Origin of the sequence: Oceaniradius stylonematis, from assembly GCF_003149475.2 — a bacterium.
GTDB lineage: Bacteria > Pseudomonadota > Alphaproteobacteria > Rhizobiales > Rhizobiaceae > Roseitalea > Roseitalea stylonematis.
On record NZ_QFWV02000008.1, the window covers coordinates 494,061 to 507,608 of the forward strand.

Annotated in this window: 11 protein-coding genes and 1 pseudogene; 3 read left to right on the plus strand and 9 right to left on the minus strand. The window is 66.8% G+C overall.

Features of this window, described 5'->3' with window-relative positions; translation table 11 throughout:
- Positions 1-24: 24 nt before the first annotated feature.
- Positions 25-795, minus strand: coding sequence for an IclR family transcriptional regulator (locus tag DEM25_RS15585; RefSeq protein ID WP_109767506.1), 771 nt, complete (start codon positions 793-795; stop codon positions 25-27).
- A 71-nt stretch (positions 796-866) separates the two neighbouring features.
- On the opposite strand from DEM25_RS15585, the gene DEM25_RS15590 reads away from it, so the two are divergent.
- A complete protein-coding gene (locus tag DEM25_RS15590; RefSeq protein WP_109767507.1) occupies positions 867-2,087 on the plus strand; it encodes an aminotransferase class V-fold PLP-dependent enzyme in 1,221 nt (406 codons plus the stop codon).
- Positions 2,088-2,184: 97 nt separating this feature from the next.
- Here DEM25_RS15590 and DEM25_RS15595 read toward each other — a convergent pair.
- The 3 genes and pseudogenes from DEM25_RS15595 to DEM25_RS15605 all read right to left on the minus strand — a co-directional run bounded on the left by DEM25_RS15595 (position 2,185) and on the right by DEM25_RS15605 (position 7,654).
- Positions 2,185-5,413 (minus strand): annotated as a pseudogene (locus DEM25_RS15595) (helix-hairpin-helix domain-containing protein).
- The gene (locus DEM25_RS15600; protein ID WP_245412937.1) at positions 5,410-6,975 is read right to left on the minus strand and encodes a Y-family DNA polymerase; all 1,566 of its coding nucleotides are present in this window, start codon (positions 6,973-6,975) and stop codon (positions 5,410-5,412) included. Before DEM25_RS15600 ends, DEM25_RS15595 begins: the two are co-directional and overlap by 4 nt.
- A complete protein-coding gene (locus DEM25_RS15605; protein ID WP_120222786.1) occupies positions 6,866-7,654 on the minus strand; it encodes an ImuA family protein in 789 nt (262 codons plus the stop codon). The genes DEM25_RS15600 and DEM25_RS15605 overlap by 110 nt, the downstream gene beginning before the upstream one ends.
- A 264-nt stretch (positions 7,655-7,918) precedes the next feature.
- Between DEM25_RS15605 and DEM25_RS15610 the strand changes: the two genes are divergently transcribed.
- Positions 7,919-8,140, plus strand: coding sequence for a hypervirulence associated TUDOR domain-containing protein (locus DEM25_RS15610; protein WP_109767583.1), 222 nt, complete (start codon positions 7,919-7,921; stop codon positions 8,138-8,140).
- Positions 8,127-9,134 carry a DNA topoisomerase IB gene (locus DEM25_RS15615; protein WP_109767510.1) on the plus strand — a complete coding sequence of 336 codons (1,008 nt, stop codon included), beginning with the start codon at positions 8,127-8,129 and terminating at the stop codon, positions 9,132-9,134. The genes DEM25_RS15610 and DEM25_RS15615 overlap by 14 nt, the downstream gene beginning before the upstream one ends.
- Before the next feature lie 9 nt (positions 9,135-9,143).
- On the opposite strand, the gene DEM25_RS15620 is transcribed toward DEM25_RS15615, so the two are convergent.
- From DEM25_RS15620 to DEM25_RS15640, 5 genes are read right to left on the minus strand one after another with little or no spacing between them, the layout of a single operon-like run.
- Positions 9,144-10,172: a histone deacetylase family protein gene (locus DEM25_RS15620; RefSeq protein WP_109767511.1), complete on the minus strand. Its 1,029-nt coding sequence runs from the start codon at positions 10,170-10,172 to the stop codon at positions 9,144-9,146.
- Positions 10,169-11,200, minus strand: a complete 1,032-nt coding sequence (locus tag DEM25_RS15625; RefSeq protein WP_109767512.1) for a branched-chain amino acid ABC transporter permease — start codon at positions 11,198-11,200, stop codon at positions 10,169-10,171. Before DEM25_RS15625 ends, DEM25_RS15620 begins: the two co-directional genes overlap by 4 nt.
- Complete coding sequence (locus tag DEM25_RS15630; protein WP_109767513.1) at positions 11,200-12,078, minus strand: branched-chain amino acid ABC transporter permease; 879 nt, start codon at positions 12,076-12,078, stop codon at positions 11,200-11,202. Before DEM25_RS15630 ends, DEM25_RS15625 begins: the two co-directional genes overlap by 1 nt.
- A 2-nt stretch (positions 12,079-12,080) precedes the next feature.
- Entirely contained in the window at positions 12,081-12,791 is a 711-nt protein-coding gene (locus DEM25_RS15635) for an ABC transporter ATP-binding protein (protein WP_196780405.1), read from the minus strand.
- Positions 12,791-13,528: an ABC transporter ATP-binding protein gene (locus DEM25_RS15640; protein WP_196780406.1), complete on the minus strand. Its 738-nt coding sequence runs from the start codon at positions 13,526-13,528 to the stop codon at positions 12,791-12,793. Before DEM25_RS15640 ends, DEM25_RS15635 begins: the two co-directional genes overlap by 1 nt.
- Positions 13,529-13,548: the final 20 nt, after the last annotated feature.

A 13,548-nucleotide genomic window follows, 5' to 3' on the forward strand; every position in this document is an offset into this window, starting at 1 on the left:
CCTGACGTTTTCGGCGCGGCGCCCTCAGGCCGCCTTCTGGCCCAGCGCGCGCTCCACGGCAAGGGCCGCGTCCTGGACGGCATGCGCCAGTTCGGCGCCCCGTGCCCGCGCCTGACGCTCCGACAGGACGACCGAGATCGTCGCCGTGCAGGCACCGGTTTCATCGCGGATCGGCGCGGCAATGCAGGCGACCGAAAACTCCGAGCTGCTCATCTGGATCGAAAGCCGGTTGACGAAGTCGGCGCGCGATTGTGCAGCCAGCTTGTCCGGATCGGTTTCCGCCGTGCCCGTGTGGGAGGGCTTGGCACAATCGGCAAAGGCCGCGCGCCGTTCATCGTCGGGCAGGTGGCCCAGCAGCAGGCGGCCGGACGCGGTCCAGTTCAGCGGCACGCGGGTGCCGACATTGGAGGCGACGCGGAAATGGCCCTCGCCTTCGGCCATGCCGATGACGACCATCATGCCCTCGTCGCGGGCGCAGATCTGGACCGTCTCCCCCGTCGCCTGCGACAGGCGCTGCATTTCGCGCTTGGCCTCGGCAAACATGTCCATGCGGGCGCGATAGACAAGCCCGTAGCGCATCAGTCGCGGCCCGAGCCAGACCCGGCTTTCGTCCGACCGGGACAGCACGTCCCGTTCGACCAGTTCGTCGACGATCCGGTAGATGGTCGAGGCGGGCGCGCCGGCCGACTTCGCCAGATCGTAGGCGCTCATGGGCTCCTGGCGTTCGGTCAGGATATCCATCACCTGAAGCGCACGGTCGATGCCGCTGGTGCGCTTGCGTTTTTCGTCGGACATGGGCTGTTGCTCCGGCTTCGCTTTTTCTTCCACTATTATGGAAACCGTTCCCAAAGCACAAGGCACGCGACATGACGACACCGACTGCGCAGGACCCCGATCGGGCCTTCTACACAAGCCGCGGGCTCACCCCCGTGATCAACGTGTCCGGGACGATGACCGCGCTCGGTGCCTCGATCGCCGGCAAGCCCGTGCGCGACGCGACCGCCGAAATCATGGCCCATTTCGTCAACATGCACCAGTTGCAGGCGCGCGCCAGCCGCACCATCGCTATGGCGACCGGCGCGGAGGCCGGCTGCATGACCGCATCGGCCAGCGCCGGCATCACCCTGTCGGTCGCCGCATGCATGACGGGGGTCGATCCGGCGCGCGCCGAGGCGCTGCCGAAGCGTCCGGGAGAAAAGAACGAGGTCGTCATCCAGCTGGGGCACATGTGCGGCTATGGCGCGCCGGTCTCGCAGGCCATCGAACTGGCCGGCGCCACCGTCTGCCCGGTCGGCCAGTCGACGCTGGTCATGGATCATCAGCTCGAGGGCGCTTTGACCGAGAAGACGGCGGCGGCGGTCTATGTGGTCTCCCATCACGTCGTCCACTACGGCCAGATGCCGCTCGAGCCTTTTGTCCGGATCTGCGCGGCCAGGGGCGTGCCGGTGATCGTCGATGCGGCGTCCGAATACGACCTGCGCGGCTTTCTGGCGGCCGGCGCCGACATGGCGGTCTATTCGGGCCACAAGTTTCTGGGCGGGCCGACCTCGGGCATCATCGCCGGCCGCCGCGATCTTGTCCGCGCCGCCTATCTTCAGAACATCGGCATCGGACGCGGCATGAAGATCGGCAAGGAGAGCATTGCCGGCGCGATCGCAGCCCTGGAGGCATGGCAGACGCGCGATCATGCCGGCATCCGCGCCGGCGAGCGCGCCGCGCTCGACCTGTGGCATTCGACGCTCACCGGTTTCGACGGCGTCGATCCGAAGATCGTCCCCGATCCGACCGGCAATCCGCTGGACCGGCTTCAGGTGGAGATCGACGCGAGGCGGCTCGGCGCGAGCGCGGCGACGCTGGCACGCGTGCTCGCCGAACGGAACCCGGCGATCGTCGTCCGCAATCACGAGGTCGAACTGGGTTACTTCCAGCTCGATCCGTGCAATCTGAAGCTCGGCCAGGCCGAACAGGTGGCCGCCGCGCTGACCGATGTTTTTGCACGTGCCGCGCAATGGGAAGCCCGGCCCGGCGATTTCGATGCGGCGCGCAATGGCGGCGTCGACGGTTACTTGAACTGGCCGGCCGAATAGCGGCGATTGCGCGACAATGACTGGCGCAAGATGGCCGGCCGGCGGTCGCGTCGGCTTGCAGGCGGGCCTTTGGGCCATGTGGCGCGAGCCATCCGCCTTAATGGAAGTCCCGGCTCTTGGGGATGATGCGCACATCGCGCGGATGACGGTCGCGGCCGGGCGCCGGGCCGCCCTTGACGCTGTCGCCCCTGGCAAATTGCGGGCGGATCACCTCGTCGGCGGGCGAAAGCGCGATGGTCGGCGTATGCGCATCCGACAGCCTGTTGAGTTCAAGGGTGCGGTCCAGAATGGATGTGGCGATCAGATGGATGACGCCTTCCTTGCTCTTTTGAACATGACCGCACGCGACCGCCAGCTTGGCGCCCATGATGGCCCGGCGGAAACGCTCGAACCGGCGCGCCCAGACCAGCACGTTGACGATGCCGGTCTCGTCCTCGAGCGTCATGAAGATGGCATTGCCCTTGCCCGGCCGCTGCCGGATCAGCACGACGCCGGCGGTCCTGATCCATTTGCCGTCCGGCATGTCTGCGACCTGCTGCGATGACAGGATCCTGTCGGCCGCAAAGACCGGCCTGAGCAGCGCCATCGGATGGCTTTTCAGGGAAAGCCGGGTGGTCTGGTAATCGGCCACCACATGTTCGGCCAGCTTCATCGCAGGCAGGGCGGCGTCCGGCTCGGCGGACAGTTCGTCGCGCCGCGCCGCCTCGAACAGCGGCAGCGGCACATCGTCCGGTAGCCGCCGCACCGCCCACAGCGCATCGCGGCGGTCGAGCCCGATCGAGCGGAACGCATCGGCATCGGCGAGGATTTTCAGCGCCCGCTTTTCGAGCCGTGCGCGCCGCCAGACCATTTCGGCGCTGTCGAAACCCGCGCCGCGCACGGCGGCGATCCGGTCGGCCCAGTCCTCGTGGAACCCGTCGATCTGGCGAAAGCCGAGCCGCAGCGCCAGCGCGCCGTCTTGCGCCCTTTCGAGCGTGTTGTCCCATTGGCTGCGATTGATGTCGGCGGCGCGAACCTCAATGCCGTTCTCCTGCGCGTCGCGCACGATCTGGGCCGGCGCGTAAAAGCCCATGGGCTGGGCGTTGAGCAGGCCGCAGGCGAACACCGCCGGCTCGTGATGCTTGATCCAGGACGAGATGTAGACGAGCTTGGCGAACGAAGCGGCATGGCTTTCGGGAAAGCCATATTCGCCGAACCCCTTGATCTGGTTGAAGCAGCGTTCGGCGAACTCGCGCTCATAGCCGCGCTCCACCATCCGCTCGACCATCAGATCCTCGAAATTCTGGATCGTGCCGACATGGCGGAAGGTGGCCATGGCCCGGCGCAGCCCATTGGCCTCTTCGGGCGAAAAGCGCGCCGCGACCATGGCGATCTTCATCGCCTGCTCCTGGAACAGCGGCACGCCCTTGGTCCGGTCGAGCACCTTGCGCAACTCATCGGGCGGGCCGTGCTCCGGAGACGGCGCGGGATAGACGACGTCTTCCTCGCCATTGCGGCGGCGCAGATAGGNTCGGCTTCAGCCGCGGCAGCATGTTGATCTGCGCCCGGCTTTCCACCTGGAAGACGCCGATGGACTCGCCCCTTTGCAGCATGGCGTAGACATCCTGGTCATCGGGCGGAAAATCGGCGAGGGAAAGATCCCGGCCGCAATGATCACGCATCAGGTCCATGCATTTGCGGATGCAGGTCAGCATGCCCAGGCCCAGCACGTCGACCTTCATCAGGCCGAGTGCGTCGATATCGTCCTTGTCCCATTCGATAAAGGTGCGCTCGTCCATCGCCGCATTGCCGATCGGCACGATGTCGTCGAGCCGGTCGCGCGTCAGGACGAACCCGCCCACATGCTGGGACAGGTGCCGCGGAAAGCCGAGCAGTTGCGTGGCAAGATCGATGGCGCGTCCGATGACGGGATTGTCCGGATCAATGCCGGCTTCGCGCACATGCTTCTTGGCGATCTCGGTGCCCCAGCTGCCCCAGATCGTGCTTGCAAGGCGCGCCGTCACATCCTCGGTCAGGCCCAGCGCCTTGCCCACCTCGCGAATGGCGCTGCGCGGCCGGTAGCTGATGACGGTGGCGGCAATGCCCGCCCGCTCGCGGCCATAACGCTGATAGATGTGCTGGATCACCTCCTCGCGCCGCTCATGCTCGAAATCGACATCGATGTCGGGTGGTTCCTTGCGCTCGGACGAGATGAAACGGGCAAACAGGAGATCATGCTCGGCCGGATCGACCGCGGTGATGCCGAGCACGTAGCAGACCGCCGAATTGGCCGCCGAGCCGCGCCCCTGGCACAAAATGCCCTGATCGTCGGCAAAGCGCACAATGTCATGGATGGTCAGGAAATATTGCGCGTAATCGAGCTCGGCGATCAGCGCCAGCTCCTGTTCGAGCAGGCCGGCGACCTTGTCCGGTATGCCGTCCGGATAGCAAAAGGGCGCGCGCCGCCAGACCAGTTCCTCGAGCCATTGCTGCGGCGATTTGCCGGGCGGGATCGGCTCTTCGGGATACTGGTAGGTCAGCTGGTCGAGCGAGAAATCGATGCGCGCCAGAAAATCGACCGTCTCTGCAACCGCCTCGGGCACATCGCGGAACAGCCGGGCCACTTCGTCCGGTGTCTTCAGATGGCGTTCGGCATTGGCCTGCAGCCGATAGCCGGCATTGTCCAGCGTACAGCCCTCGCGGATGCAGGTGACGACATCCTGCAGCGGGCGCTGACCCGGATCGTGATAGAGCGCATCGCCCACCGCGATCAGCGGGATGCCGCTCCGGCCGGCGATCGCCTTGAGACACAAAAGCCGCCTGCGATCGTCGCCGCGACAGGCCATGGATGCGGCCAGCCAGACCGCGCCGGGCGCGTGCGCGGAAATCCTTGAGAGGCGTCGAACCAGATCATCGGTGCGGTCGGGCGGCATGACGATCAAAAGAAGGTCGCCGCAATGGCGCAGAAGATCGGCCTCGTGGATCAGGCAGCCGCCCTTTTCGGCACGGCGCTTGCCGAGCGTCAGAAGCCGGCACAGCCGGCCCCATCCGGCACGGTTTTCCGGATAGGCGATGATGTCGGGCGTATCATCGGCGAAGACCAGCCGCGCGCCCACCACATAGCGCAGCGGCAATTGCGCATCCTCGCCATGCACGTCCCGCCATGCCTTGCACGCGTCCCTGTAGGTGCTGTGGCCGCGCACGACGCCGGCCACCGTGTTGCGGTCGGCGATGCCGATGCCCGCAAGGCCCAGTTCGAGCGCGCGCATCACGAAATCGCCCGGATGCGACGCGCCCCGCAAAAACGAGAAATTGGTCGATACCGCCAGTTCCGCATATCGGTTCATGCGAACAGCCCGTGCATGAACCAGCGGGGATGGTGCGGCAATTCCTCGTAAAGACCGTGACGGAAAATCCAGAAGCGGCGGCCATGGCTGTCCTCGACGCAATAATAATCGCGCGTCCTGCTGCCTTCGTCGCCGCGCCACCATTCTGGCGCGATCCGCTCCGGCCCTTCGGCGCGCGCGATCTCGTGCAGCACGCGCCGCCAACGGAACCTGAGCGGCGGCCCGTCCGGGATCTCGGCCAGCGCCTCGATCGGCTGGGGCTGGGCGAACAGATGCACCGGACGCATGGGACGCGCATCGGCCGGAGCCATTTGCCAGTGCGTGGCTTGGGCGGCCGCATGCCCGGCAGGCATGGCACGCACGGCCTCTTCGGGGATATGGGTTTCGGCGGGAACAAACTGCGTCACCGCATGCCGGCCGAACCGGGTGCTCAGCCGGTCGATCAGCGCCGTTACGTCCTCATCCTCGACCTGACGGCCGTCCAGCGTGTGCTGGGCCGTTTCCAGAGCCGCCGACACCGGCACCGACAGCCGGATCAGATCATAGCCGTAGCCGGGATCGAGGGGATCGCCGAGCGTGTCGATCCGTTCCCGGAAAAGCCGCGTGACGACCTCGGGCGCCCGGACCGGTCGCGCCGTCTCGATCGTCAGCCGGCTGACCGTGCCATCGGTACGGAACAGCGCCGCATCGAAGCGCCGCCCGCCATGCCCGCGCTTTTCCAGACTGTCGGCGGCGTGGCCCGCGAGCGCTTCGAGCGTCGCCAGCACATCGCCTGTCTGTGTCAGCGGTTCGGCGAAGCGGCGCTCGGCGCTGCAGACCGGCACAGGCCGGCGCGGCGCGATCGCAATGTTCTCGCCGCCCTGAAGCCTGACGAGGCGTGCCGCCAGCGCCGCGCCGAAACGCGCGACCAGCGGTTTGTGCGGCCGGCATGCCAGATCGCCGACCGTCTTCAGCCCGGCGCGCAGCAATGCCGTCATGGTCTCGGCGCCCGCCTCGAGCGCGGCCACGGGCAATGGCGCGACGGCCGCGGCCTCCCCGCCCGGTGCGACGATCACATGTGGCTGGCCGAAGCGCGCCAGCGCACGCGCCGCCTGCGGCGTGCCGGCAAGGGCCGTGCGCACCTGCGTTGTCCCGTGCGACAGGCGCGCGACGAGATCGTCGAGCAAGCCCTTTTCGCCGCCGAACAGATGGGCGCAGCCGGTGATGTCCAGAACCAGCCCGTCGGGCGCATCGAGTGCCGTCATCGGCGTGTAGCGGTCGCAGAAATCGGCGATCCGTTCGAGCCACGCCGCATCGGCCGCATGGTCCATTTCGACGGCGGCAAGCTGCGGCACCCGCGCCCGCGCATCGGCCAGGGTGAGCCCCGGCGTCAAACCGATGTCCATGGCTTTCCGGTCGACCCGCACGACGCGCAGCGCATTGTTGTGCTTTTCGGTGAAGCACAGCGGCGCGTCAGCCTGTGCGTGCGAGCCGTTCGACTGGCGCCGGAACCGGTCGCTTGTCAGGAACGGCAGCCACACTGCCAGATACCGTCGCGGCATGCCGGAAACGCTTTCGTTCATGATCCCACTCCAGATGCCAGCGCTGGCCGGATGCGCCGGCGCGGTTGCGCAACAAGGTGATGTCGAAGGCCGGCCTGCCTGGCGCATTGGCGGCCAGCGCACGGGACGGCGCCGCCGCAACCTGCCAGCGTGTCTGCGCAACGCTCGGACCCGGCTCGGCGGCCAGCCGCATGAGGAGCGGCGTCGTGCCCGATGCTTCGGCGGCAAGCGCAAGCCGGCGCGTCGCCGTCAGATCGAGGCTCCTGGGCATGCCCCAGAGTTCGATCAGGACCGCGCCCAGCGCCGCGCAGCGCACCGCCTCCAGCGCGGCGCGCAACCCGTCCTCGGGCCGCCGCGCCCGCACATGGATGATATGGGCCGGATCGAGCCCCAGCGCCGCGAGCCCCGGCATGAACAAAGGGCCGGCCTCGGTTTCCGAAAAACCCTGGCGGATCCAGACGATCCTGCCCGCATCGCCTGAAATGCATTGCGCCAGGCCGGCGCAAAAACCCGTCAGCGCCGCCGCATCCGCCGCTTGCGCCGCAAACATTTCGTGCAGGGCGCCGCGCGCCAGCGCGCTGCCCAGCGCCGCGTCGGCCCTTTCCGCCCCCAGCGTCACAAAGCCTTGCTGGTCCGTCGGCTTCTGCATGGGCGCCAGGGCCGTGATCTGACGCTGCAATTCGATCAGTGTCGGTTGCATGAAAATCCACAATGTTCACTTTTTGTTCTTATTACATGACAACCCTTCGCCAGAGTCAATTCACAAGGCGGATCGTCGATGCTCGGACATCCGGCCAGCCCGTCCGTACACGGATGCCCGGTGCCGGACGGAGATGCTCCGGACCATGCCTCCATCAATTCAGAGCACGGCCGATTGGACGCCGGACACCCTGCGACAATCGCGCCGGAACCGGACCGGCTTCTTGTTCGTTGGCGGCCTGACGCAGCATTCGGGAGCACACTCATGGCGGACATCAAGGTCGGCGACACGGTCACATGGTCCTGGGGCGACGGCACGGCCAAAGGCTCCGTGACCGAACGGTTCACCGACAAGGTGACGCGGACGCTGAAAGGCACCGAGGTCACACGAAATGCCGGCGACGAGGATCCGGCGTTCCTGATCGAACAGGACGATGGCGACCAGGTGCTCAAATCGGGCAGCGAACTCGACCATGCCGACGGCTGACGACGCGCCGCCGCCCGGCCTCGTCTATTATCCCGACAGCCGGCCCGGCATTCGCCGCAAGCGGCACGGGCGCGGCTTCACCTATCTGGCGGCCGACGGCACGCGGATCGACTGCGCGCGCGAACGGGCGCGCCTGAAGGCCCTCGCGGTTCCGCCCGCCTATGAGGATGTTTGGATGTCGCCGCTCGCCAACGGCCATCTGCAGGCGACCGGCCGCGACGCGCGCCGCCGCAAGCAGTATCGCTATCATCCCGACTGGACCAAAGCCCGCTCCGACGGCAAGTTCGACCAACTGGCAACGTTCGGAGCAACCCTGCCCGCGCTGCGCCGCTGGATCGCCGACCGCCTGACCGGCGAGGTCGGCGACCTTGAAACGGCGGTCGCCGCTGTCCTGGCGCTGATCGACCGCGGCGCCCTGCGCGTCGGCGATCCCGGCTACACCGCCGACAATGGCAGCTTCGGCGCAACGACGCTGCGCAACCGGCATGTCCGGTTCGACGGCACGCGTGTGCATCTCGACTTCGTCGCCAAGGGCGGCAAGCGCGTGCACCAGACGGTGGTCGGCGCGCAATTGCAGCGCGTCCTTCAGCGCAGCCGCGACCTGCCCGGCAGCGAACTGGTCACATGGCTCGCCGACGACGGCACGCCGCGCATTGTCCGCTCGGAGCATCTGGGCGACGTGCTTGCGCGCATCTGCGGCGATGGCACCACCGCCAAGAGCTTGCGCACCTGGCACGGCACCCATGCCGCCTTCATGGCCGCCACGAAACCCGAACCGCTGACCATCCGGATCATGAGCGAAGCGGCGGCCGAACGGCTGAACAACACGCCGTCCATCGCGCGAACGAGCTACATCCATCCGGCGATCATCGCGCTCGCCGAATTGTCCGACGACGAACGCGCGACGCGGCTGGATGCTCTGGGCGACGACACGCGCGACGGCCTGCGCCGGGGCGAGGCTGCGCTGCTCGCCTGTCTGCGAGAGGCGGCCTGACAGGCCGCGTCAGACACAAAACCCTTCGAGCACGTTGATCGTGTTGATGCCGACCTCCTCGACCGCATAGCCGCCCTCCATCAGGAACAATGTCGGCAGCCCGAGCGCGGCGATGTCGGCCCCCATCGTCGAAAAGTCATTCGATGTCAGCTTGAAGAAGCTGATCGGGTCCTTTTCGAACGTATCGACGCCCAGCGAGACGATGACGAGGCCGGGATCGAAACGCGCGATGCGCTCCATCGCCTTGCCGAGCGCGGCGCGCCAGACATCGAACCCGGTTCCCGGCGGCATGGGCAGGTTGAGGTTGAAGCCCTCGCCGGCGCCGCTGCCCGTCTCGTCGGCAAAGCCAAGGAAATGCGGAAACGCCTGATCGGGGTCGCCATGCAGCGAAATGAACAGCACATCGTCGCGGTCGTAGAAGATCTCCTGCGTGCCGTTGCCATGGTGAAAGTCGACATCGAGGATCGCAACCCGTTCGATGCCCTTGTCGCGCGCATGCTGCGCCGCGATCGCCGCATTGTTGAAGAAGCAGTAACCGCCATACTGGTCGGTCGCCGCATGGTGGCCCGGCGGACGGCACAGGCCGAACGCCGTGCGTGCGCCGCCGATCACAAGGTCGGCCGACGTCAGCGCCACGTCCTTGGACGCCAGCGCCGCCTCCCATGTGCCGTCCGAGATCGAGGTCTCCGACGCAAGGCAATAATAGCCGAGCTGCGCTTCGAAATGGGCCGGGATGCGATCCGGGCGCATGGTGCGCGCCGGCCAGACCGTCACGATCGCCTCTCCCTGATGGCCGAGCGCGCTCCAGTTGGCCCAAGCGTTTTCCAGAAACGCCGCATAACCCGCATCGTGCACCGCGAGCACCGGCGCCATGCCGTGCGCGCGCGGCGGTACGATGGCGCCGAAGCCGCGCTTTTCCGCTTCGGCCAGAATGAAGTCGATCCGCTCGGGACATTCGAACGGCGGCACCAGCTGGCCGCCATAGAGTTCGGTCCTGGCGCTGCGTTTGCGGTGCTCTTCGGTGTAGACGATCTTCATTGATGGGTGTCCGTTGCGGTGGTTGATCGGTTCTGGCCCGCCGGCCGGGAGATGATGGCGCGCAGCCCGCCGACCCCGCCGGCGATGCCTTTGGGCAGGAAGACGACGAACAGGACGATCGAAAGACCCAGGACGATCGACCGCGCGTCGCCCAGTTCCTTGGCGAATTCGACGACGATCATCATCACGCCGGCGCCGACCAGCGGTCCCCATGTCGATCCCAGCCCGCCGACGATCACCATGGCGAGCACGAACATCAGCGTCGAGAACTCGAACAGGGAGGGACCGGCGAAGCGGAAATGGCCGGCATAGACGGCACCGGCGAGGCCGGTCAGAAGCGCCGAACTGGCAAAGGCGATCAACTGGTAGCGCTGCCGGTCGATGCCGCGGCTCGACGCGTAGCCGACATTGTCGCGGATGGCGCGGAACGCCAGACCCAGCCGTCCGTGAATGATGACGACGAGCGCGACAAGGCTCAGCACGAAGACGGCCCAGACGACATAGTAATGGCCGACGATCCAGTCGCCGCGCAGGATCGGCCGGAACCCGAAATCGGAAAAGCGCGAAAAGCCGGTCGATCCGCCGAACAATTGCTGGCAATTGTTCTGGATCAGCGCGAAGCAGTGCGTGTCGGTGACGATCAGGATGCGCACCATCTCGGCGATGGCGAAGGTCAACAGCGCGACATAGGCGCCGGTCAGCCGCAGGCAGGCCAACCCGATCAACAGCGCCAGCACCATGGCGGCAAAGGCAGCCAGCGGGATCGCCAGCCAGATCGACAGGCCCGCCAGTTGCGTGCCCATCGCCACGCCATAGGCGCCGCACGCGAAGAACAGCAGTTGCGCCAGTGAGAAGACGCCCGCATGGCCCATCAAAAGATTCCAGTTCATCGCCACCATCGCCCAGATGAAGAAGACGATGACCTCGCCCAGAAGATAGCGCTCGCCGACGAACAGCGGCACGGCGGCAAAGCCCACGGCAATCACCAGCGCAATCGCCAGATGCTTGTTCAATTCGCCCGCAAGCATCACAGCCGCACCACCTTTTCCGTGCCGAACAGGCCTTGCGGACGCCAGATGAGGATGGCGATCACCAGCAAAAGCATGACCGGAAAGCCGAACCGCACGCCGACATAATACTGGATCGCCGCTTCCAGCAGCCCCAGCGCGAACGCGGCAACGCCGGCGCCCCACGCATTGCCGAGGCCTGCCACCACGCAGATCACGAACGCCTTGAGCAGCGGATCGCCGCCCATCGACGGCGACAGCGTCGACAGGGACGAGATCATCACGCCGGCGACGCCGGCGAGCGCGCCGGCCAGCGCCATCACCTGCAGATAGACGCTGTTGGTGCGCACGCCCATCAACTGCGCCGCCTCGCGGTTGATCGCGGTGGCGCGGATGGCCATGCCGAAGCGCGTCTTCAAAAGCAGCCAGGCAACCGCGCCGATCAAGACCAGCGCAACCGCGACGATCACCAGCGACTGCCGTGCGACGGCCACATCGAACAGGCGCACGACGCCCTCGACGCGCACCGGCTGCGGATAGGGATAGCCGCCGAACAGTTTCAGGACAAAGTCCTGCAACAGGATGGCAAGACCGGCCGTCGCGACGATGACATTGGTCTCGAACGCCTTGGAGCGCAGCATGAATCGCACCATCGCAAGGTGCGTTGCGACACCCATCGCCGCGCCGGCCGCCATTGCCGCAACAACCGCGGCGACCAGCGGCAGGCCGAGCTGCCCGGCGGCGGCGTAGGCCGCATAGGCGCCGATCGTCATAAACAGGCCGTGCGCCATGTTGAACATGCCCAGCGTGCCGAAGATCAGCGACAGGCCGACAGCAGCAAGCGCGTACATCGCGCCAAGCGTCGTGCCGGTCACGACGATCTGGATGACGATATCCATGCTCAATGCCCGCCCAGATAGGTTTCAAGAATGTCGCGCGATCCGGCCACCTCGGCGGCCGTTCCCGACCATTCGATCCGGCCCGCATCCATGAGGCAGATGCGGTCGGCGATGCCGATCAGGCGGCTTGGATTTTCCTCGACCACCAGGAAGGCGCGGTCGGCGCGCGAAAGGCCGCGCAGCCCTTCGTAGATCTGCTCGATGATCAGCGGCGCAAGGCCGAGCGACGGCTCGTCGATCATCATCACCTTGCCGCCGGCCATCAGACCGCGCCCTATGCCGACCATGCGCCGTTCGCCGCCCGAAAGGCTGCTGGCCGACTGGCCGCGCCGCTCGGCAAGGCGCGGAAAGAAGGCGTAGACCTCCTCGAGCGCGCCCGGGACCTCGGAGGCACTGCGCAGATAGGCACCCATGCGCAAATTCTCCTCGACGCTCATCTCGCCGAAAAGCTGGTCGCCCTGCGGCACGTGCACAAGGCCCGCCGCGACCCGCTCGTGGACCATCGCCGTCTCGATCGCCTGGCCGAAGATACGGATGGCGCCCGACCGGGCCGGCACCAGTCCGGAAACGGTTTTAAGCAATGTGGTCTTTCCGTGCCCGTTCGGCCCGATCAGCGCCGCCATGGTGCCCGGTTCGATGTCCAGCGACACGCCGTGCAGCACCGGCCGGTTGTGATAGCCCGCCACAAGATCGCTGACCGAGAGCGCCGCCATCACGCCGTCTCCGCCATGCCGGGCAGTTCGGTGGTGCCCAGATAGACCTCGCGGACGGTCTGGTCCGCCGAGAGCCCGTTGGGCGTGCCGTCATAGATGATCCGGCCCTGATGCATGATCAGCGCGCGGTCGGCGACGCTGGTCAGAAAGCGCATGACATGCTCGATGAAGACCAGCGTCACGCCCTCGGCCTTCAGGCCCAGCATCAGCGCGATGAAATCGTCGATCTCCGGCGGGGTCAGCCCGCCGACCGGCTCGTCCAGCAGCAGAAGGTCGGGCTCGTTCACCAATGCGGTCGCCACCATCAGCTTCTTGCGCGCCAGAACCGGCACATTCTCCACCAGATCGTCGGCAATGTCGGTCAGGCCGAACTTTTCGAGCATCGCCCGGGCCTTGGCCCGGTCGTCGCGCGCGGTCAGGAGCCAGCCGCCCGCCGAACGCCGCCCGAAGGCGACCGCGGCGAGCACATTGTCCATGACGCTCAGCCCGTCAAAGCCGGAGTTGAGCTGGAAGGTGCGCGCCATGCCCATCTGGCAGATGCGGTGCGGCGGCGTGCCGGCCAGCGGCCGTCCACGCAACGCCACGCTGCCCGCGCTCATCGTGTTCAGACCCGAAATCAGGTCGAAGAAGGTCGTCTTGCCGGCACCGTTCGGCCCGCCAATGCCCACGGTCTCGCCGCGGCGGACATCGAAATCGACGCCATCGACGGCGACCAGGGCGCCGAAGCGCCTGGTCACGCCCCTGCATGACAAAAGGG